Genomic DNA, 18,924 nt, shown 5'->3' on the forward strand with positions numbered 1-18,924 from the left:
TGCCGGGTCAGTGCACGCGGTCGACGACCCGGTGCGCCAGCGCGCGCAGCCGCCCGGCGGCCAGCCCGCTGCGCTCGAGCGCGGCGAGCGCCTGCTCGCGCAGCGCCGCGGCCTGCGCGCGCGCCGCGTCGAGGCCGAGCACCGAGACGTAGGTCGGCTTGTGCGCCTGCTCGTCCTTGCCCGCCGTCTTGCCCAGCGTCGCCGACGGCTGCGTGACGTCGAGGATGTCGTCGACGACCTGGAACGCCAGCCCGACGGCGGCGCCGTAGTCGGCCAGCGCCGCCCACGCCGCCGGCGTCGTCGTGCCGCAGGCGGCGCCCATCAGCACGCTGCCCTGCAGCAGCGCGCCGGTCTTGCGGCGGTGCATCTCGCGCAGCGCGTCGGGGTCGAGCGCGCGGCCGGTGTTCGCGAGGTCGATCGCCTGGCCGCCGGCCATGCCGGCGTGGCCGGCCGCGCGCGCGAGCAGGCCGCACAGGCGCGCCTGCAGCACCGGCGGCAGGTCGGCGTCGTCGTCGGGGGTCAGCACCTCGAATGCGAGCGCCTGCATCGCGTCGCCGGCGAGCATCGCCTGCGCCTGCCCGAACTGCACGTGCACGGTCGGCTTGCCGCGGCGCAGCACGTCGTTGTCCATGCACGGCATGTCGTCGTGCACCAGCGAGTAGGCGTGGATCAGCTCGACCGCGGCGGCCGCGCGCAGCGCCGCGCCTCTGCGCCCGCCGACGGCCTCGCTCGCGGCCAGCACCAGCAGCGGACGCAGCCGCTTGCCGCCGTCGAGCACCGCGTAGCGCATCGCGGCCCCGAGGCCGGCCGGCGCGTCGGCCGGCACCCAGCGCGACAGCGCCTGCTCGACGTCGCGCAGCGCGTCGTGCATCCAGGTGTCGAAGTCGGCGCCCGCGGCCGTCACGGTGCCGTCCATGGCTTGAGCTGCCCCTCCTCGAGCACCTTGACCTGCTCCTCGACGGCCTGCAGCTTCTGGCGGCAAAAAGCCAGCAGCTCGGCGCCGCGGCGGTAGCTCTCGAGCAGGCGGTCCAGCGGCATCTGCCCGGCCTCCATCGCCTGCACGAGCTGTTCGAGCTCGGCCAGCGCCTGCTCGTAGGTCGGCTCGGCGGGGGCGGGAGCGGGGCTGCGCGGCATTTCGGAAGGTGAAATCGAAGCGTCCGATTGTAGTCACCGCCTCCTGTGGAGAGGGCGCTCGGGGAACCCGTGCGGCACCGCCGGTGTCGCATCGCCCGTCTGGGCATCGACGCCAGCGAGCCGCCGAAGGCCCCGCTGGCTACAATCCCGGGCCCCGCGCCGGCGCCCACCGGTACGGGTATCAGCCCTGCGCGCCGGCGGACGTCGTGCCGGCCGGGCGTGGCAGGCGGGTTGACATCGGTTTTTGGAGATCCTGAGGATCATGTCCGACCTGAGCATCGCGCTCGACGTGCTCGAGCGCAGCCGTTCGCAGCTGTCCGTGTCCGCCTACTTCGACGAGGGCCTGTTCCGCAGGGAACAGGAGCTGATCTTTCAGCACGCCCCGCGCTACCTCGGGCACGAGCTGGCGGTGCCCGAGGTCGGCGACTACTACGCGCTGCCGTTCGAGGGCGAGGGCCGTGCGCTGGTGCGCACGCCGCGCGGTGTCGAGCTGGTCTCGAACGTGTGCCGCCACCGGCAGGCGGTGATGCTCAGGGGCCGCGGCAACACGAAGTCGAACATCGTCTGCCCGCTGCACCGCTGGACCTACGACCTGCACGGCCAGCTGGTCGGCGCCCCGCACTTCGCCGACGACCCGTGCCTGCACCTGAACAACTACCGGGTGCGCACGTGGAACGGCATGGTGTTCGAGGACAACGGCCGCGACGTGGCCGCCGACCTCGCGACGCTGGGCCCGCGCGCCGAGCTCGACTTCACGGGCTACGTGCTCGACAAGGTCCACGTCCACGAGTGCGACTACAACTGGAAGACGTTCATCGAGGTCTACCTCGAGGACTACCACGTCGCGCCGTTCCACCCGGGGCTGGGCCACTTCGTGACCTGCGACGACCTGCGCTGGGAGTTCGGCCCGCACCACTCGGTGCAGACGGTGGGCATCCACGCCGCGCTGGCCAAGCCGGGCTCGGAGACGTACCGCAAGTGGCACGAGCAGCTGCTCGCGTACCGCCACGGCGAGCCGCCGGCGCACGGCGCGATCTGGCTGACCTACTACCCGACGATCATGGTCGAGTGGTACCCGCACGTGCTCGTCGTCTCGACGCTGTACCCGAAGGGTCCGCAGAAGACGACCAACGTCGTCGAGTTCTACTACCCCGAGGAGATCGCCGCGTTCGAGCGCGAGTTCGTCGAGGCCGAGCAGGCCGCCTACATGGAGACCTGCGTCGAGGACGACGAGATCGCGCTGCGCATGGACGCCGGCCGGCGCGCGCTGTACGAGCGCGGCGACGACGAGGTGGGCCCCTACCAGAGCCCGATGGAAGACGGCATGCAGCACTTCCACGAGTGGTACCGCGCGCGCATGGGCATGGGGCGCACGCGCGCGTGATGCGGCCGCGCGCGGGGCCGCACGGGTCCCGCGCGCAAGCCTCGGCGCCGCGCGGCCGGCGCGGCGGCGCTGGCCGACAATGCGCGGCATGTCCGCGCCCTGGTTGATGGTCGGCGCCTCGTACCTGTTCGCGACGATGGGCGTGTGCGTGAAGCTCGCGTCGGCCACCTACACGGCCGGCGAGATCGTGTTCTACCGCGGGCTCGTCGGCGCGCTCGTGATCACCGGGCTGACGCGCTGGCGCGGCGGCTCGCTGCGCACGCCGGTGCCGGCGATGCACTTCTGGCGCAGCGCAGTGGGCGTCGGCTCGCTGATGCTGTGGTTCTACGCCATCGGAGCGCTGCCGCTGGCCACCGCGATGACGCTGAACTACATGTCGTCGGTGTGGATGGCGCTGTTCCTGATCGGTGGTGCGGTGCTGCTCGGCTCGGCGCGCGTCCACGGCCGCCTGGTGGCGGCGGTGCTGGTGGGCTTCGCCGGCGTCGCGCTCGTGCTGCGCCCGACGATCGACGACCGCCAGCTGTGGCATGGCCTCGCGGGGCTCGTGTCGGGCATGCTCGCCGCGCTCGCGTACCTGCAGGTCACGGCGCTGGGCCGCGCCGGCGAGCCCGAGTCGCGCATCGTCTTCTACTTCTCGCTCGGCAGCATGGTCGCCGGCGCGGCGACGATGCTCGTGCACGGCGCGAGCGCGCACACCGCCACCGGGCTGGCGCTGCTGCTGGCGATCGGCACGCTGGCCACCGTCGCGCAGATGATGATGACGCGCGCCTACGCGATCGGGCGCACGCTGTCGAACGCGAGCCTGCAGTACCTGGGCATCGTGTTCGCGTTCGTCTACGGCGTGCTGCTGTTCGACGACCCGGTGACGTGGATGGCGCTCGCCGGCATGGCGCTGATCGTCGCCGCCGGCATCACCGCCACGCTGCTGCGCGCGCGCGCGACGCCGCCCGACGCGCGCGGCCCCGCCACCGAATCGTGAACCGAGGACACTGCCGATGGCCGAGCCGCGCCCCGCACCCCTGCGCACGCTGATCGACGCGAACGCGCTGCTCGCGCTGCAGCGCAGCGGCTCACCGCTCGTGCTGCTCGACTGCCGCTTCGACCTGTTCGACGCCAGCGCCGGCGAACGCGCCTACGCGCAAGGCCACCTGCCCGGCGCGCACTATCTGCACCTCGAGCGCGATCTCTCGGGCCCGAAGCACGACGCCGCGGGGCGCTTCCGTGGCCGCCACCCGCTGCCCGAGCGCGCGGCGTGGGCCGCCACCGTCGGCCGCCTCGGGATCGCGCCAGGCGTGCCGGTCGTGGCCTACGACGCGCAGGGCGGCCCGTACGCGGCGCGCGCGTGGTGGCTGCTGCGCTGGCTCGGCCACGACGCGGTGGCGGTGCTCGATGGCGGCGTCGCGGCCTGGATCGACGCCGGCGGCAGCCTGTCGGCCGACGTGCCGCCGCGCCGCGACGCCGCCCCGTATCCGCAACGGCCTGTGGCGATGCCGGTGATCGACGCCGATGCGCTCGCCGCACGGCTGGGCCGCGTGTGCATCGTCGACGCGCGCGCCGGCGAGCGCTTCCGCGGCGAGGTCGAACCGCTCGATGCCGCCGCCGGCCACATCCCCGGGGCGCTGAACCGCTTCTTCCAGCTCAACCTGCGCGCCGACGGCCGCTTCAAGGACGCGGCGACGCTGCGCGCCGAGTGGCAGCCGCTGGTGGCCGGCCACGGCGCCGATGCGATCGTGCAGCAGTGCGGCTCGGGCGTCACGGCCTGCCACAACCTGCTCGCGCTCGAGCACGCCGGCCTCGGTACGAGCGTGCTGTACCCGGGGTCGTGGAGCGAGTGGTCGTCCGACCCGGCACGCCCGATCGCCGTCGGCTGACGCGCCACCGCCGCACGGGCGGTGAGCCGCGCACAACTTGACGTGCCTCAATCCGTGGGGGCGCGCCGGTGCGACACTCGTCGGCACCGCACACCCACCGAGGAGAACGCCATGTACAAGCACATCCTGGTCCCCACCGACGGCTCGGAGATCTCGGCCAAGGCCGCCGAGCACGCGATCGCGCTGGCCAAGCTGACCGGGGCGGCGCTGAGCGTGATGAGCGTCAAGGAGCCGTTCCCGTACAGCGCGATCTCCGAGATGCAGCCGACGCCGCCGCAGGAGTTCTACGACGCGCAGGAGCGCATCGCCAGCGCACGCGTCAAGGAAGTGGCCGACAAGGCCGCTGCTGCCGGCGTCAAGTGCACGTCGACGACGATCGAGGCGCTGCACCCGTGGGAGGCGATCTGCGAGCACGCCAAGGCGCAGAACTGCGACCTGATCGTGATGGCCTCGCACGGTCGGCGCGGCGTCGCGGCGCTGCTGCTCGGCAGCGAGACGCAGAAGGTGCTGACGCACACGACGACGCCGGTGCTCGTCGTCAAGTGACGGCGCGCGGCGTGCGGGCCGCGCGCCGTCAGCCGGCGTGCTTGAGCGCCATCGCGCCGAGCGCGACGGCGAGCCCGACCGCGATCCACAGCACCTGCGCGAGCGTCTCGCGCAGGTGCAGCCGGCGCTGCAGCTGCGGCAGCAGGTCGGCCACCGCGACGTAGACGAAGCTGCTCGCCGCGACGACGAGCAGGTACGGGAACACGTCTTCCCACGGCCGGATCAGGAAGTAGCCGATCAGCCCGCCGGCCACCGCGGCGGCGCCCGACAGCGCGTTGTACAGCAGCGCGCGCGAGCGGCTGAAGCCCGCGTTGACGAGCACGATGTAGTCGCCGACTTCCTGCGGGATCTCGTGCGCGGTGACGGCCAGCGCCGTGACCCACCCCAGCGTCGGGTCGGCGAGGAACGCGCCGGCGATGATCAGCCCGTCGCAGAAGTTGTGGATGCTGTCGCCGAGCAGCACGCTCCAGCCGCCGCGGCCGGCCTGCTCGGCGTCGAAGCCGTGTGCGTGGTGGTGGTGCGGGTCGTCGCCCTCGTGGTGGTGGCTGTGGCGGTACAGCTCGACCTTCTCGAGGAGGAAGAAGAACAGCAGCCCGGCCAGCAGCGTCGCGAACAGGCGGTCGGCGCCGGCGTCGCTCTCGAACGCCTCGGGCAGCAGGTGCAGCAGCGACGTGCCCAGCAGCACGCCGGCCGACAGGCTCACCAGGCTCTTGACGATGCGGCTGAGCACGCCCACCGTCAGCGCGGCGGCGATCACCACCGACAGCACGCCGCCGAACAGCGTCGCCGCGATGATGTAGCCGAGCGTCATGTCCGTTCTCAGGTCGAAGGCAAAAAACAACCGCGCCCGAAGGCGCGGTGGCGTCGCCGAAGCGCGGCCTGCTCAGGCCACGCCGTGGCTGCGGAACCAGGCCAGGCAGCGCTTCCAGCCGTCCTCGGCGGCCTCCTTGCGGTAGCTCGGCCGGTAGTCGGCGTGGAACGCGTGCGGCGCGTCGGGGTAGACGACGAACTGCGACGCCCGCGCCGCCGGCCCGCCCTGGGCGAGCGCCTGTTTCATCTTATCGACCGTGTCAAGGGGAATGCCGGTGTCGGCGCCGCCGTACAGCCCGAGCACCGGCGCCTTCAACGACGCCGCGACGTCGATCGGGTGGCGCGGCTGCAGCGGGTTCGGCTCGCCGACGAGGCGGCCGTACCACGCGACGCCGGCCTTGACCGCCGGGTTGTGCGCCGCGTACAGCCACGTGATGCGCCCGCCCCAGCAGAAGCCGGTGACGCCGAGCTTGGTCGCGTCGGCGCCTTGCGTGCGCGCCCACGCGGCGCAGGCGTCGAGGTCGCCCATGACCTGCTCGTCGGGCACCTTACTGATCACCTCGGCGATCAGCCGCGCCAGCTCGCCGTACGACATCGGGTCGCCCTGGCGCACGAACAGCTCGGGCGCGATCGCGAAGTAGCCCTGCTTGGCGAAGCGCCGCGCGACGTCGGCGATGTGCTCGTGCACGCCGAAGATCTCGCTGACGACGAGCACCACCGGCGCGCCGGTCTTGCCCTGCGGGCGCGCGACGTAGGCCGGCAGGTTGAAGCCGCCGACGGGGATCATCGCCTCGCCGACCGTCAGGCCGCTGGCGTCGGTCGTGATCGTCGACTGCGCCAGCGTCGGCAGCACCGCGGCGGCGAAGCCGGTGCCGATGCCGGTGCGCACGAAGTCGCGGCGGCTGAACGTCCGACTCGGCGTGAGGCTGTCGATGTCCTGTTCCAGCATGTCGTGTCTCCTGCGAGCGGTGGAGCGGCGATTCTAGGAATGCGGCCTTCGAAGCCGGCGGAGTGCACGGCGAATGCCCGCACAATGCGCTCATGGGTACATCGCCGCCGCCCCGCACCGCCGGCCTGCTCGCGGCGGTGGACATGGGCTCCAACAGCTTCCGGCTCGAGATCGGGCAGATCGCCCATGGCCGCTACCGCCGCATCGACTACCTGAAGGAGACCGTGCGTCTGGGCGCCGGTCTGGACGCCAACGGGCTGCTCACCGACGCGGCCGCGCAGCGCGGCCTCGACTGCCTGGCACGCTTCGCGAGCCGGCTGCGTGGCTTCGCGCCGTCGCAGGTGCGTGCGGTGGCCACGCAGACGCTGCGCGAGGCGCGCAACCGCGACGCCTTCCTGCTGCGCGCGCAGGGCGTGCTCGGCCACCCGATCGAGGTGATCTCCGGGCGCGAGGAAGCGCGGCTGATCTACGCCGGCGTCGCGCACGTGCAGCCGTCGGAAGGCCGGCGGCTGGTCGTCGACATCGGCGGGCGCTCGACCGAGATGATCGTCGGCCAGGGACGCCTGCCGCTGGAGGCCGAGTCGTTCCGCGTCGGCAGCGTCAGCCTGTCGCAGCGCTTCTTCGCCGACGGGCGGCTCACCGAGTCGGCGTTCCGCGCCGCGCAGGTGGCCGCCGGCGCCGAGCTCGAGGAGGCGATGACGACGTTCGCGCGCGGACGCTGGAGCGAGGCGCTCGGCTCGTCGGGCACCGTCAGCGCGGTGTCGCAGCTGCTGGTGGCCAGCGGCGTGACCGGCGGCGAGATCACGCCGGCGGCGCTGCGCTGGTGCATCGCGCGCTGCATCGACGCCGGCCACGTCGACCGCCTGAAGCTGCCCGGGCTGCGCGACGACCGCCGCCCGGTGCTCGCCGGCGGGCTGTCGATCCTGTACACGCTGGCAGCGCACTTCGGCATCGATGCGCTGCACCCGACCAAGGGTGCGCTGCGCCAGGGCGTCATCGTCGACCTGCACGAGCGCCTGATGGCCAGGCAGCGCGCCCGCGGCGGCGACATGCGCGACGCGTCGGTCGCACAGCTGCAGCGGCGCTTCGACGTCGACGTCGCGCAGGCGCAGCGCGTGCGCCGCGTCGCGATGGCGCTGTACGAAGGCGTCGCCCCCGACGGTGCGGCCGACAGCCGGCGCGAGCTCGGCTGGGCGTGCGACCTGCACGAGATCGGCATGATGGTCTCGCACCACGACCACCACCGCCACAGCGCGTACCTGCTCGCGCACGTCGATGCGCCGGGGTTCTCGCAGAGCCAGCAGCGGCGCATCGGCGAGCTCGTGCTCGGCCAGCGCGGCGGGCTGCGCAAGATCGAACACGCCTTCGTCAACGACACCTTCACGTGGCAGGTGCTGTGCCTGCGGCTGGCCGTCATCAAGTGCCACGCGCGCGGCGAGGTCGACCCGCACGCGCTGCGCCTGACGCGCGCCGGCTCGCGCGCGACACTGTCGTTCGGCCCCGAGTGGGCCGCCGCGCACCCACGCACCGTGTTCCTGCTCGAGGAAGAAGCCGAGACCTGGAACCGCTCCGGCCCGCTGCAGCTCGTGCTCGTGAGCTGAGCCGCGGCGCCCCCTCGACAATCGCGGCGCCGCCGGCACGCCGCCGCCCGCGCCCACCGCCCCATGGACCACACCTTCGCCTCGGCCCTGATCCTGCTGCTGCTGGTGCTCGACCCGTTCGGCAGCCTGCCGATCTTCATTTCGGTGCTGCGCGGCATCGACCCGGCGCGGCGCAACGCCGTCGCGCTGCGCGAAGGCGCGATCGCGTTCAGCGTGCTGCTGGCGTTCATGGTCGGCGGCCAGGCCTTCCTGCACGTGATGCGGCTGTCGGAGCGCTCGCTCGAGGTCGCCGGCGGCGTGATCCTGCTCGTCATCGCGATGCGCATGGTGTTCGGCAGCAGCACCCAGATCTATGCCCAGGACGGCGCGGCGAAGGAGCCGTTCATCTTCCCGCTCGCGGTGCCGCTGCTGGCCGGGCCGTCGGCGATGGCCACCGTGCTGCTGCTCGCGTCGCGCCAGCCGGGCCAGCTGTGGCAGTGGGTCGGCGCGCTGACCGTGGCGATGGCGGTGTGCACCGTCGTGCTGATCACCGCCGACCGCATCCGCCGCCTGCTCGGCGATTCGATGGTCACCGCGATGGAAAAGCTGATGGGGCTGGTGCTGACGGCGATCGCCGTCGAGATGCTGCTGGCCGGCGTCAAGCGCTACTTCACCGGCTGAGCGCACGTCCAGCGCCGCGAAGCCGGCTATGGCGGTCCGCGGGCGGGCCTTGCAGGCCGCGCCGGGCCTTGCGGCCCGGCCCCTCGCCAGGCACCGAACGTGCACTGGACCTTCGGTGTCCGGACTCGGCCCCCTCGAGGGGCCCCCGAAGGCGCGACGGGGATGGGGCTCTTCAGACGTTGTCGGGGCCGCGCACCGTCACCAGCACCACTTCGCGCTGGAGCAGGCGCTGGCGCGAGCGCAGCCACCACACCGCGGCCTTCTTGACGCTCCACGGCTGCATCACGCCGGCCATCAGGTACGCCGCCGTCAGCCCGAGCGTCGGCTGGTGGCCGACGACGAGCACCGGCTCGCGCGCGTCGGGCCAGCGCACCGCCGCGAGCAGCGACTCGACGGTGCCGTCGGGCGCGAGCGCGGGCACCGTCTTGAACTTGCGGTCCAGCGCCTGCGCCGTCTGCTGGCAGCGCTTGGCCGGACTCGCGAGCACCTTCGTCGTCGACGGCAGGTGACGCCCCAGCCACTCGGCCATGCGCCGCGCCTGGCGCTCGCCCTTGGGCGTGAGCGCACGGTCGAGGTCGTCGCCGCTGTCGGCGGTCTCGAAGGCCTCGGCGTGGCGCCACAGGATCAGGTCCATCGCAGCCCCTGCGCTAGCCGCCGTAGCGGCGCATCAGCGCCTGCTGCGCACTGACGGCCTCGCCGCGCTGCGGCCGCACGCGCTCGTAGTGGCCGTCGGCGCGCAGCTCCCACGCGTCGAGCGTGTCGTACAGGTAAGGCACCAGGCACTCGTCGATCACGCGCTGCCGCATCGCGGGGTCGCGCACCGGCCACGCGACCTCGATGCGGCGGAACATGTTGCGGCTCATCCAGTCGGCGCTGCTCAGGTACAGCACCTCGTCGGCGTCGCCTTCGCCCCAGGCGAAGTAGATCACCCGCGTGTGCTCGAGGAAGCGCCCGACGATCGAGCGCACGCGCACGCGTTCGGTGAACCCGGGCACGCCCGGCGGCAGCATGCACGCGCCGCGCACGATGAGGTCGATCTGCGCGCCGGCCTGCGCCGTGGCCACCAGCGCCTCGATCAGCGCGACGTCGGTCAGCGCGTTGACCTTGACGACGACGCGCGCGCGCCGGCCGGCGCGCGCGGCGTCGGCCACCTGCTGCAGGTGGCGCAGCATGCGCCGGTGCAGCACGAACGGTGCCGTCAGCAGGTGGCGCGGCGCGCGCACCTTGACGAGGCTGGCGAGCTGGTGGAACACGGCGTCGGCGTCGGCCGTCAGGTCGGGATCGGCCGTGAGGTAGCCGACGTCGGTGTACAGCCGCGCCGTCTTCGGGTTGTAGTTGCCGGTCGACAAGTGCGCGTAGCGGCGCAGCCGCTGCCCCTCGCGGCGCGTGACGACCATCAGCTTGGCGTGCGTCTTCAGCCCGACGATGCCGTAGACCACCTGCGCGCCGACCGACTCGAGCCGCTCGGCCCAGTTGATGTTGGCCTCCTCGTCGAAGCGCGCCTTCAGCTCGACGACGGCGAGCACCTCCTTGCCACGGCGCGCCGCCTCGAGCAGCAACTCCATCAGCACGCTCTGCTCGCCGGTGCGGTAGATCGTCTGCTTGATCGCGAGCACGTCGGGGTCGTGCACGGCCTGGCGCAGGAACTCGATCACCGGCTCGAAGCTCTCGAACGGGTGGTGCAGCATCACGTCACCATCGCGCAGCCGCTCGAAGACCGGTCGCTCGCGCGGCAGCCGCCGCTCGGGCCAGCTCGGCTCGTAGCGGGGGAAGCGCAGGTGGTCGGCATCGGCCGCGTCGATCAGCCGCGTCAGACGCACCAGGTTGACCGGGCCGTTGACGCGGTACAGCGCCTCCTCGGGCAGCGCGAACTGGCGCAGCAGCAGCTCCGCCAGTTCGTCGGGGCAGCTGGCGACGACCTCGAGGCGGATCGCCTGCCCGAAGTGCCGCCGCGTCAGCCCCGAGCGCATCGCCTGGCGCAGGTTCGTCACCTCGACGTCGTCAATGTCGATGTCGCTGTCGCGCGTGACGCGGAACTGCGAGAAGAACGTCACCTCGCGCCCCGGGAACAGCTCGCCCAGGTGCGCGCGGATCACGCTGGTCAGCAGCACGAACACCTGCTCGCCGTGGCTGACCTCGTCGGGCAGCCGGATCACGCGCGGCAGCACGCGCGGCACCTTGACGATGGCGATGCTGTTCTCGCGCCCGAACGCGTCGCGCCCGCCAAGGCGCACGATGAAGTTCAGGCTCTTGTTGGCCACCTGCGGGAACGGGTGCGCCGGATCGAGCCCGACGGGCACCAGCAGCGGGCGCACCTGCTGCTCGAAGAAGCGGGCGACCCATGCGCGCTGCGCGTCGTCGCGCTCGGCGTGGTTGACGATGCGGATGCCGGCGCGCGCGAGCGCGGGCATGACCTCGTCGTTGAACAGCGCGTACTGCTCGTCGATCAGCCGGTGCGCCTCGGCGGCGACGTCCTTCAGGTCGCGCTGCGACACGCCGGTGCCGGGCTGGCGCGCCATCTCGAGGTAGTCGGCGAAGCGCACCTCGAAGAACTCGTCGAGGTTCGACGAGACGATCGTGATGTAGCGCAGCCGCTCGAGCAGCGGCACGTCGGCGCGGCGCGCCTGCGCGAGCACGCGGCGGTTGAACTCGAGCGTCGAGCGTTCGCGGTTGAGCAGCGTCAGGCGCGGCGTGGCCGCCGCAGCGGCCGCGGGCGTGGTGTCGGCAGCGCGGTCGAGACTCATCGGGCGGATTATCGGACGCGCCGCCCGCCGGCGCGCCGGCGGCTCTCAGGCCGTCTGGCGGGCCACGGGCAGCGGCTCCTGCGCCGGCGCCGCCGCGGCCGGCACGACACCGACGGGCCGCGGCACGGACACCGCCAGCGGGCGCGGGCGGCCGTGCCGCTGCGACCAGTCGACGATCTCGAGCCGGCCGTCGGCGTGCTCGACGAGCGCGGTCAGGCTCTCGACCCAGTCACCGTCGTTGGCGTAGACGATGCCGTCGACCTCGCGCAGCTCGGCGTGGTGGATGTGGCCGCACACGACGCCATGCACGCCGCGGCGCTTGGCCTCGCGTGCGACCGCGTGCTCGAAGTCGCTGACGTAGCTGACCGCGCGCTTGACCTTGAGCTTGAGGTACTTCGATAGGCTCCAGTACGGCAGCCCCAGGCGCGCTCGCAGCGAGTTCAGGTGCCGGTTGAGCTTGAGCGTGAACTCGTAGGCCGAGTCGCCGACGTAGGCGAGCCACTTGGCGCACTGGATGATGCCGTCGAAGTGGTCGCCGTGCGTGATCCACAGCGCGCGGCCGTCGGCGGTGTGATGCACGGCCTCGTCGACGACCTCGATGCCGCCGAAGTTGTGCTGCACGTACTTGCGCGCGAACTCGTCGTGGTTGCCGGGCACGAAGACGACGCGCGTGCCCTTGCGCGCCTTGCGCAGCAGCTTCTGCACGACGTCGTTGTGCGCCTGCGGCCAGTACCAGCTGCGCCGCAGCTGCCAGCCGTCGACGATGTCGCCGACGAGGTACAGCGTGTCGCAGCGCACGCGCTTGAGGAAGTCGAGCAGCGCCGCCGCCTGGCAGCCCGGCGTGCCCAGGTGCAGGTCCGAGATCCAGACGGTGCGCACGCGCAGCACGTCGACCAGCGGGTCGTCGTGCTCGTCGTGGTCGCCGGGCAGGGCGTGCAGGTACGGGGGCAGGTCGCGCTGCATGCGCGCATGCTCGGCCGCCGCCGTGACACGCCCACGTCGAGCCCGTGACGCGACCGTGACGTGTGGCGCCGGCGCGACCCGCATGCCCCGACCCGCGCCACGTCGTCAAGCGGCCGCTGCGGATCCGGCTTCGCCGCTGCGCCGGCGGGCCTTGCAGGCCCCGCCGGGCCTTGCGGCCCGGCCCCTCGCCAGGCACCGAACGTCCACTGAACCTTCGGTGTCCGGGCTCGGCCGCCTCGAGGGGGAGCACCGCAGGCGCTGCAGGGGTGGCCCCTTCAGTGCGCCTGGTCCCAGTTCGCCCCGACGCCGACTTCGGCCAGCAGCGGCACCTTCAGCTGCGCGACGCCGGCCATCAGCCGCGGCACCTCGGCGCGCGCCCAGTCGAGCTCGGCATCGGGCACCTCGAACACCAGCTCGTCGTGCACCTGCATGATCATCCGCGTGGCCCTGCCTTCGCGGTCGATCGCGCCCTGCACCGCGATCATCGCGAGCTTGATCAGGTCGGCTGCGGTGCCCTGCATCGGCGCGTTGATCGCCTGCCGCTCGGCCGCGGCGCGCCGCGGGCCGCTGCCGCCCTTGATCTCGGGCAGCCACACGCGGCGGCCGAACAGCGTCTCGACGTAGCCCTGCTCGGCCGCGCGCTGGCGCGTCTCGTCCATGTAGCGCTTGACGCCGGCGAAGCGCTGGAAGTAGCGGTCGATGTAGTCCTTGGCCGCCTTGGTCTCGATGCCGAGGTTGCTCGCCAGCCCGAACGCGCCCATGCCGTAGATCAGGCCGAAGTTGATGACCTTCGCGTAGCGGCGCTGCTCGGCGCTCACGGCCTCCAGCGGCACGCCGAACACTTCGGCGGCGGTCGCGCGGTGCACGTCGAGCCCCTGCTCGAACGCGCGCAGCAGGCCGGGGTCGTCGCTGATGTGCGCCATGATGCGCAGCTCGATCTGCGAGTAGTCGGCGCTCAGGATCACGTGCCCCGGCGGCGCGACGAAGGCCTCGCGGATGCGCCGCCCCTCGGGCGTGCGGATCGGGATGTTCTGCAGGTTCGGCTCGTTGCTCGCGAGCCGCCCGGTCACCGCGACCGCCTGCGCGTAGCTCGTGTGCACGCGGCCGGTGGCCGGGTCGACCATCTGCGGCAGCTTGTCGGTGTAGGTGCCCTTGAGCTTCGCGAGGCTGCGGTGCTCGAGGATCTTGGCCGGCAGCGGGTAGTCGGCGGCGAGTTCGGTCAGCACGTCCTCGTCGGTCGAGGGCGCGCCGCTGGCGGTGCGCTTCTTGACCGGCAGGCCGAGCTTGCTGAACAGCACGTCGCCGATCTGCTTCGGGCTGCCGAGGTTGAACGGCTGGCCGGCCAGCGCGTGCGCCTCGCGCTCGAGCGCGACGAGGCGCTCGGCGAGCTCGCGACTCTGCTGCTCGAGCAGCCGCGTGTCGATCAGCACGCCGTGGCGCTCGATGCGCGCGAGGATCGCGCTCACCGGCAGCTCGATGTCCTGGTACACGTAGCGCAGCCCCGGCTCGGCCTGCAGGCGCGGCCACAGCACCTGGTGCACGTGCAGCGCCATCTCGCTGTCCTCGCCCGAGTACTCGGTCGCGCGCTGCACGTCGACCTGCGAGAACGGGATCTGGTTCGCGCCCTTGCCGCACAGGTCCTCGTAGCTCAGTCCCTTGCGGTGCAGGTGGCGCTCGGCGAGCTTTTCGAGGCTGTGCGCGAGGTGGGCTTCGAGCACGTAGCTCTCGAGCAGCGTGTCGTGCGCGATGCCCGCGAGCGCGATGCCGTGGTTCGCGAACACGTGCGTGTCGTACTTCAGGTGCTGGCCCATCTTCGGTGCGCGCGCGTCCTCGAGCCAGGGCTTCAGGCGCGCGAGCACGTCGGCCAGCGGCAGCTGCACCGGCGCGTCGGCGTAGTCGTGCGCGAGCGGCACGTACGCCGCCTCGCCCGGCTGCACCGCGAAGCTGATGCCGACGATGCGCGCGCGCATCGGATCGAGCGAGTCGGTCTCGGTGTCGAGCGCGACGAGCTCGGCCGCGGCGATGCGCTGCAGCCAGTGTTCGAGCCGCCCCCAGGTCAGCACCGTCTCGTAGTGCCGCGCCAGCGGCGCCGAGGCACCGGCCGCCGGCGACGGCGCCGCCGCGCGCGCGCCGCCGAGCGCCTGCTCGAGCTCGCGCTTCCAGGTGCGAAAGCCATAGCGGTTGTAGAAGTCGAGCAGGCCCTCGCGGTCGACGTCGCGCAGCGCGAGCGCGTCGAGCGACGGCCACCCGGGCACGGCGGCCGACAGGTCGCAGTCGGTGGCCACCGTCACGAGGCGGCGCGCCTGCGGCAGCCAGTCGAGCGCCTTCTTCAGGTTCTCGCCGGCGGCGCCCTTGATCGTGCCGGCGGCGGCGATCACGCCGTCGAGCGAGCCGTGCTCGGCGATCCACTTGGCCGCCGTCTTCGGGCCGACCTTCTCGACGCCGGGCACGTTGTCGACCGCGTCGCCGACCAGCGTCAGGTAGTCGACGATGCGCTCGGGCGGCACGCCGAACTTGGCCTTGACGCCTTCGACGTCGAGCGTCTCGTTGGTCATCGTGTTGACGAGCGTGACCTGCGGCGTCACGAGCTGCGCGAGGTCCTTGTCGCCGGTCGAGATCACGACGCGGTGGCCCGTCTCGGCGGCACGCCGCGCCAGGGTGCCGATCGTGTCGTCGGCCTCGATGCCCGACACCTCGAGGACCGGCCAGCCGAGCAGGCGCACGACTTCGTGGATCGGCCCGATCTGCCGCGCCAGCGCCTCTGGCATCGGCGCGCGGTGCGCCTTGTACTCGGGGTACAGCGCGTCGCGGAACGTCGGGCCCTTGGCGTCGAAGACGCACGCGGCGTGCGCGGCCGGGATCTGCTCGCGCAGGCGCCTGAGCATCGCGATGAAGCCGTGGATCGCACCGGTCGGAAACCCGTCGGGCGCGGTCAGGTTCGGCATCGCGTGGTACGCGCGATAGAGGTAGCTCGAGCCGTCGACCAGCAGCAGCGTGTCTTGCGTCATGCCGGCATGGTACGGCCGCCGCTGTGGGCCGCGCCGATAGAATCGCGCGCATGCTCCGCCGCTGCGCCGCCCTCTTCGCGCTGTCGTGCGCCGCCGGTGCGGTGCACGCGGCCACGCCGGCGGCCGCGGCGTCGCTCTCACCGGTGCCCGAGCCGCAGGTGCGCACGACCGTGATCGAGGACGACGCCGTGCGCGTCGAGGAACTGCGCGTGCGCGGCGAGGTGCGCCAGATCACGGTGCACACCAAGGGCGAGCGCGGCGGCACGTACCACGTCGTGCCGGCCGACGGCGCGCGCGACATGAGCCCGGGCCCCGCGTCGGGCCGCGGCGCGGCCGGCCAGCGCGTGTGGACGATCCTGCGCTTCTGAGATGGCCGTCTTCACCGAGGTCTCGCTCGACGAGGCACGCGCCTTCGTCGCACGCCTGAACGTCGGCACGCTGACGGCGCTGCGCGGCATCACGGCCGGCATCGAGAACACCAACTACTTCGTCACCACCGACCGCGGCGAGTGGGTGCTGACGATCTTCGAACGGCTGACGTTCGAGCAGCTGCCGTTCTACCTACACCTGATGAAGCATCTGGCGCGCAAGGGCATCCCAGTGCCCGAGCCGCGCGCCGACGCCAACGGCGAGATCCTGCACACGCTCAAAGGCAAGCCGGCGGCACTCGTCGACAAGCTCGCCGGCCGCCACCAGCTCGCGCCCGACGACCACCACTGCGCGCAGGTCGGCGAGATGCTCGCGCGCATGCACCTGGCCGGGCTCGACTACCCGCGCCACCAGCCCAACCTGCGCGGGCTGGCGTGGTGGACCGAGACGGTGCCGGTCGTGCTGCCGTTCGTCGACGCCGCACAGCGCGAGTTGCTGACCAGCGAACTCGCGTTCCAGCAGGAGCTGGCCGCGTCGGCGGCCTATGCGGCGCTGCCGCGCGGGCCGATCCACGCCGACCTGTTTCGCGACAACGTGATGTTCGACGGCCTGCCCGGCCGCGAGCGGCTCACCGGTTTCTTCGACTTCTATTTCGCCGGCATCGACACCTTCCTGTTCGACCTCGCGGTGTGCCTGAACGACTGGTGCGTCGACCTCGACAGCGGCCGTGGCGTCGACACACGTGCCGCCGTGTTCGTCGCCGCGTACGAGCGCGTGCGCCCACTCACCGGCGGCGAGCGGCGCCTGCTGCCGGCGCTGCTGCGGGCGGCGGCGTTGCGCTTCTGGCTGTCGCGGCTGTGGGACCTGTACCTGCCGCGCGACGCGAGCCTGCTCAAGCCGCACGACCCGACACACTTCGAGCGCGTGCTGCGCGAGCGCATTGCCACGCCGTGGCACCCGCCGCCGGCCGAATAGCCGCACGATGGCGCTGCGCCTGCACACCGTCGCCGCGCGCCAGGGCCTGGCGTGGCTGCGCGCGGCCTTTGCCACCTACGCGAAGCGCCCGCTCGGGCTGACGATGCTGTTCGTCGTCTTCCTGTTCAGCGCGATCCTCGTGCTCGCGCTGCCCTACGTCGGCCAGATCGTCGTGATGGGTGCGCTGCCGCTGCTGTCGCTGGGCTACATGATCGCCGCGCGCGCCGTGCTCGGCGGCGGCACGGCGCAGCCGGGCCATCTGGTCGAGGGCTTGCGCGGCGAACCGCGTCGGCGCGCGGCGCTGCTGCAGCTGTGCGCCGTCTACGCGCTGGCCACCGTCGTGATCCTGCTGCTCGCCGATGCCGTCGACGGCGGGCGCTTCGAGCGCGTGCAACTGCTGCTGGCCACGCCCGAGCGTACGCCCAGCGAGAACGCCGAACTCGACGCGCTGCTGGCCGACGACCGGCTGACCTGGGGCCTCGTCGTGCGCTTCGGCCTGGCGGCGCTGCTGGCGATCCCGTTCTGGCACGCGCCGGCGCTCGTGCACTGGGGTGGGCAGGGCGTGCTGCAGTCGCTGTTCTCGAGCACGCTGGCGATGTGGCGCAACCGCGCCGCGATGACGGTGTACGTCGTCGCGTGGGTCGGCATGATCGCGCTGTTCAGCGTCGCCGTCGGCGCGCTGTTCGGGCTGCTCGGCACGCGCCAGCTCGCCGGCCTCGTCGCACTGCCGGCCGGGTTGATGTTCACCTGCGTGTTCTATGTGTCGCTGTACTTCACGTTCGTCGACGTCTTCGGCGAACCCGAGGCGCCGGCCGCCTGAATGACAAGGGCCCGCCGAAGCGGGCCCGCGAAAGACGCTACTGGGGCGGCAGCGCTCAGGTGCCGACGCGGCGGCCGTCGTTCTTGTAGATCATCACCGTGGCCGAACGCGGGCGCGCATTGGCACCACCCACGCCGTAGCCCGCGTTGCCCGGCCAGTGGCTGGTGTACTTGCTCGGGTCGGCGATGTCGGCCGCCGACGTGTCCTCGCCAGGATGCTGCACGTTGATGAAGATGAACTTCCCGTCGGGTGTTTCGGCCAGACCCGTGATCTCCTGGTCCTTCGGCCCGACGAGGAAGCGCTTGAGCGTCGTCGCGGTGGGCTTCTTGCCCATGCGCGTCGTCACGGTCGTGCTGCCGTAGTCGAGCGTGACCTGTCCGCCGTCGCCGACGGCACCGGGCACCGCTGCGAGCATCATGCAGTTCGACTCGTCGGCCAGCGCGCCGTCGTCGGTCTGGATCCAGCACAGGCCGGTGCTCTTCGTGAATACGAGGCCGTCCGGGCTCGAGAAATCCTGGTCGTCGGTCAGGCCCGAGAGGTTGACCAGTACCGACGACGCATCGGACTCGGCGCCGAACAGGAAGATGTCCCAGGTGAACGTGGTGTCGGCCGGGTCGGCATCCTTGATGCGCACGATGTGGCCGTTGACGTTGCCCGACTGCACCGTCGTGCCGCCGCGCACGTCGCTGTAGGCACGCGGGTTGGCGGCGTTCGGCGCGACCTGCGAGCCGGTCGGGTTCAGCCGGCGGTTGCTGTTGTTCGTGAGCGTGATGTAGAGCTCGCCGTTGGACGGGTTCAGGTTGCCCCACTCCGGACGGTCCATCTTGGTCGCGCCAGCGGCGTCGGCGGCGATGCGCGCGTGGATCAGCACATCGCCCTCATCGGCGAAGGTATAGGTCGTGTAGCCGGCGACGGCCGGGTTGGCCAGACTCAGAGCCTGTGAAGCTTTCGCTTCGAGGGGATCGAGGGCGCAGTCCGAAGTAACGAAGCGGTTGACGAAGCCGCAGGCGCCAGCGGTACGTTCGGCGAGCTGCCGGGCACGAGTAAGGATCCGATTTGCGGGTCTACCCTGAGCTTTTCGGTCTTCATA

18 protein-coding genes are annotated in these 18,924 nt (G+C 72.1%); 9 read left to right on the top strand and 9 right to left on the bottom strand.

Annotated elements, in window-relative coordinates; genetic code table 11:
* Window positions 1-7 precede the first annotated feature (7 nt).
* Together DRV96_RS13905 and DRV96_RS13910 are read right to left on the bottom strand one after the other, a co-directional pair.
* Window positions 8-916: a polyprenyl synthetase family protein gene (locus DRV96_RS13905; RefSeq protein ID WP_119292140.1), complete on the bottom strand. Its 909-nt coding sequence runs from the start codon at window positions 914-916 to the stop codon at window positions 8-10.
* Window positions 901-1,134 carry an exodeoxyribonuclease VII small subunit gene (locus DRV96_RS13910; protein WP_119292143.1) on the bottom strand — a complete coding sequence of 78 codons (234 nt, stop codon included), beginning with the start codon at window positions 1,132-1,134 and terminating at the stop codon, window positions 901-903. Before DRV96_RS13910 ends, DRV96_RS13905 begins: the two co-directional genes overlap by 16 nt.
* A gap of 262 nt (window positions 1,135-1,396) precedes the next feature.
* Here DRV96_RS13910 and DRV96_RS13915 point away from each other — a divergent pair, with 262 nt between their 5' ends.
* The 4 genes from DRV96_RS13915 (at window position 1,397) to DRV96_RS13930 (ending at window position 4,935) form a co-directional block, all read left to right on the top strand.
* Window positions 1,397-2,518, top strand: a complete 1,122-nt coding sequence (locus DRV96_RS13915; RefSeq protein WP_119292145.1) for an aromatic ring-hydroxylating oxygenase subunit alpha — start codon at window positions 1,397-1,399, stop codon at window positions 2,516-2,518.
* Between the two features lie 88 nt (window positions 2,519-2,606).
* On the top strand, window positions 2,607-3,497 hold the full coding sequence (locus DRV96_RS13920) for a DMT family transporter (protein ID WP_162911062.1): 891 nt from the start codon (window positions 2,607-2,609) through the stop codon (window positions 3,495-3,497).
* Between the two features lie 16 nt (window positions 3,498-3,513).
* On the top strand, window positions 3,514-4,389 hold the full coding sequence (locus DRV96_RS13925) for a sulfurtransferase (protein ID WP_119292150.1): 876 nt from the start codon (window positions 3,514-3,516) through the stop codon (window positions 4,387-4,389).
* Between the two features lie 111 nt (window positions 4,390-4,500).
* The gene (locus DRV96_RS13930) at window positions 4,501-4,935 is read left to right on the top strand and encodes a universal stress protein (protein ID WP_119292152.1); all 435 of its coding nucleotides are present in this window, start codon (window positions 4,501-4,503) and stop codon (window positions 4,933-4,935) included.
* A 28-nt stretch (window positions 4,936-4,963) separates the two neighbouring features.
* Here the strand turns inward: DRV96_RS13930 and DRV96_RS13935 are convergent, their stop codons facing one another.
* Complete coding sequence (locus DRV96_RS13935) at window positions 4,964-5,746, bottom strand: ZIP family metal transporter (protein WP_119292154.1); 783 nt, start codon at window positions 5,744-5,746, stop codon at window positions 4,964-4,966.
* Between the two features lie 72 nt (window positions 5,747-5,818).
* Window positions 5,819-6,694: a dienelactone hydrolase family protein gene (locus tag DRV96_RS13940; protein WP_119292156.1), complete on the bottom strand. Its 876-nt coding sequence runs from the start codon at window positions 6,692-6,694 to the stop codon at window positions 5,819-5,821.
* A gap of 92 nt (window positions 6,695-6,786) precedes the next feature.
* On the opposite strand from DRV96_RS13940, the gene ppx reads away from it, so the two are divergent.
* Both ppx and DRV96_RS13950 read left to right on the top strand, forming a co-directional pair.
* Window positions 6,787-8,295 (top strand): exopolyphosphatase, encoded by a 1,509-nt coding sequence (gene ppx, locus DRV96_RS13945; RefSeq protein ID WP_119292158.1) that lies wholly within the window; start codon window positions 6,787-6,789, stop codon window positions 8,293-8,295.
* A gap of 63 nt (window positions 8,296-8,358) precedes the next feature.
* Window positions 8,359-8,955, top strand: a complete 597-nt coding sequence (locus tag DRV96_RS13950) for a MarC family protein (RefSeq protein ID WP_119292159.1) — start codon at window positions 8,359-8,361, stop codon at window positions 8,953-8,955.
* Window positions 8,956-9,127: 172 nt separating this feature from the next.
* Here DRV96_RS13950 and DRV96_RS13955 read toward each other — a convergent pair whose 3' ends face one another.
* The 4 genes from DRV96_RS13955 to polA form a co-directional block, all read right to left on the bottom strand.
* On the bottom strand, window positions 9,128-9,589 hold the full coding sequence (locus tag DRV96_RS13955; RefSeq protein WP_119292161.1) for a SixA phosphatase family protein: 462 nt from the start codon (window positions 9,587-9,589) through the stop codon (window positions 9,128-9,130).
* 13 nt (window positions 9,590-9,602) lie between these two features.
* The gene (gene ppk1 / locus DRV96_RS13960; protein WP_119292163.1) at window positions 9,603-11,699 is read right to left on the bottom strand and encodes a polyphosphate kinase 1; all 2,097 of its coding nucleotides are present in this window, start codon (window positions 11,697-11,699) and stop codon (window positions 9,603-9,605) included.
* A gap of 45 nt (window positions 11,700-11,744) precedes the next feature.
* Window positions 11,745-12,662: a UDP-2,3-diacylglucosamine diphosphatase gene (locus DRV96_RS13965; RefSeq protein WP_119292165.1), complete on the bottom strand. Its 918-nt coding sequence runs from the start codon at window positions 12,660-12,662 to the stop codon at window positions 11,745-11,747.
* A 275-nt stretch (window positions 12,663-12,937) separates the two neighbouring features.
* On the bottom strand, window positions 12,938-15,670 hold the full coding sequence (gene polA, locus DRV96_RS13970; RefSeq protein WP_119292168.1) for a DNA polymerase I: 2,733 nt from the start codon (window positions 15,668-15,670) through the stop codon (window positions 12,938-12,940).
* 50 nt (window positions 15,671-15,720) lie between these two features.
* On the opposite strand from polA, the gene DRV96_RS13975 reads away from it, so the two are divergent.
* Genes DRV96_RS13975 through DRV96_RS13985 form a run of 3 tightly spaced genes read left to right on the top strand, consistent with a single transcriptional unit; the run spans window position 15,721 to window position 17,834 of the window.
* Complete coding sequence (locus DRV96_RS13975; protein ID WP_235823407.1) at window positions 15,721-16,038, top strand: DUF2782 domain-containing protein; 318 nt, start codon at window positions 15,721-15,723, stop codon at window positions 16,036-16,038.
* A gap of 1 nt (window position 16,039) precedes the next feature.
* Window positions 16,040-17,014 (top strand): homoserine kinase, encoded by a 975-nt coding sequence (locus DRV96_RS13980; protein ID WP_119292170.1) that lies wholly within the window; start codon window positions 16,040-16,042, stop codon window positions 17,012-17,014.
* Between the two features lie 7 nt (window positions 17,015-17,021).
* On the top strand, window positions 17,022-17,834 hold the full coding sequence (locus DRV96_RS13985; RefSeq protein WP_119292172.1) for a BPSS1780 family membrane protein: 813 nt from the start codon (window positions 17,022-17,024) through the stop codon (window positions 17,832-17,834).
* Between the two features lie 55 nt (window positions 17,835-17,889).
* On the opposite strand, the gene DRV96_RS13990 is transcribed toward DRV96_RS13985, so the two are convergent.
* A partial coding sequence (locus DRV96_RS13990) for a PhoX family protein (protein ID WP_119292179.1) occupies window positions 17,890-18,924 on the bottom strand: 1,035 nt, incomplete at its 5' end.

Origin of the sequence: Azohydromonas sediminis, from assembly GCF_003574675.1 — a bacterium.
Classification (GTDB): domain Bacteria; phylum Pseudomonadota; class Gammaproteobacteria; order Burkholderiales; family Burkholderiaceae_C; genus Calidifontimicrobium; species Calidifontimicrobium sediminis.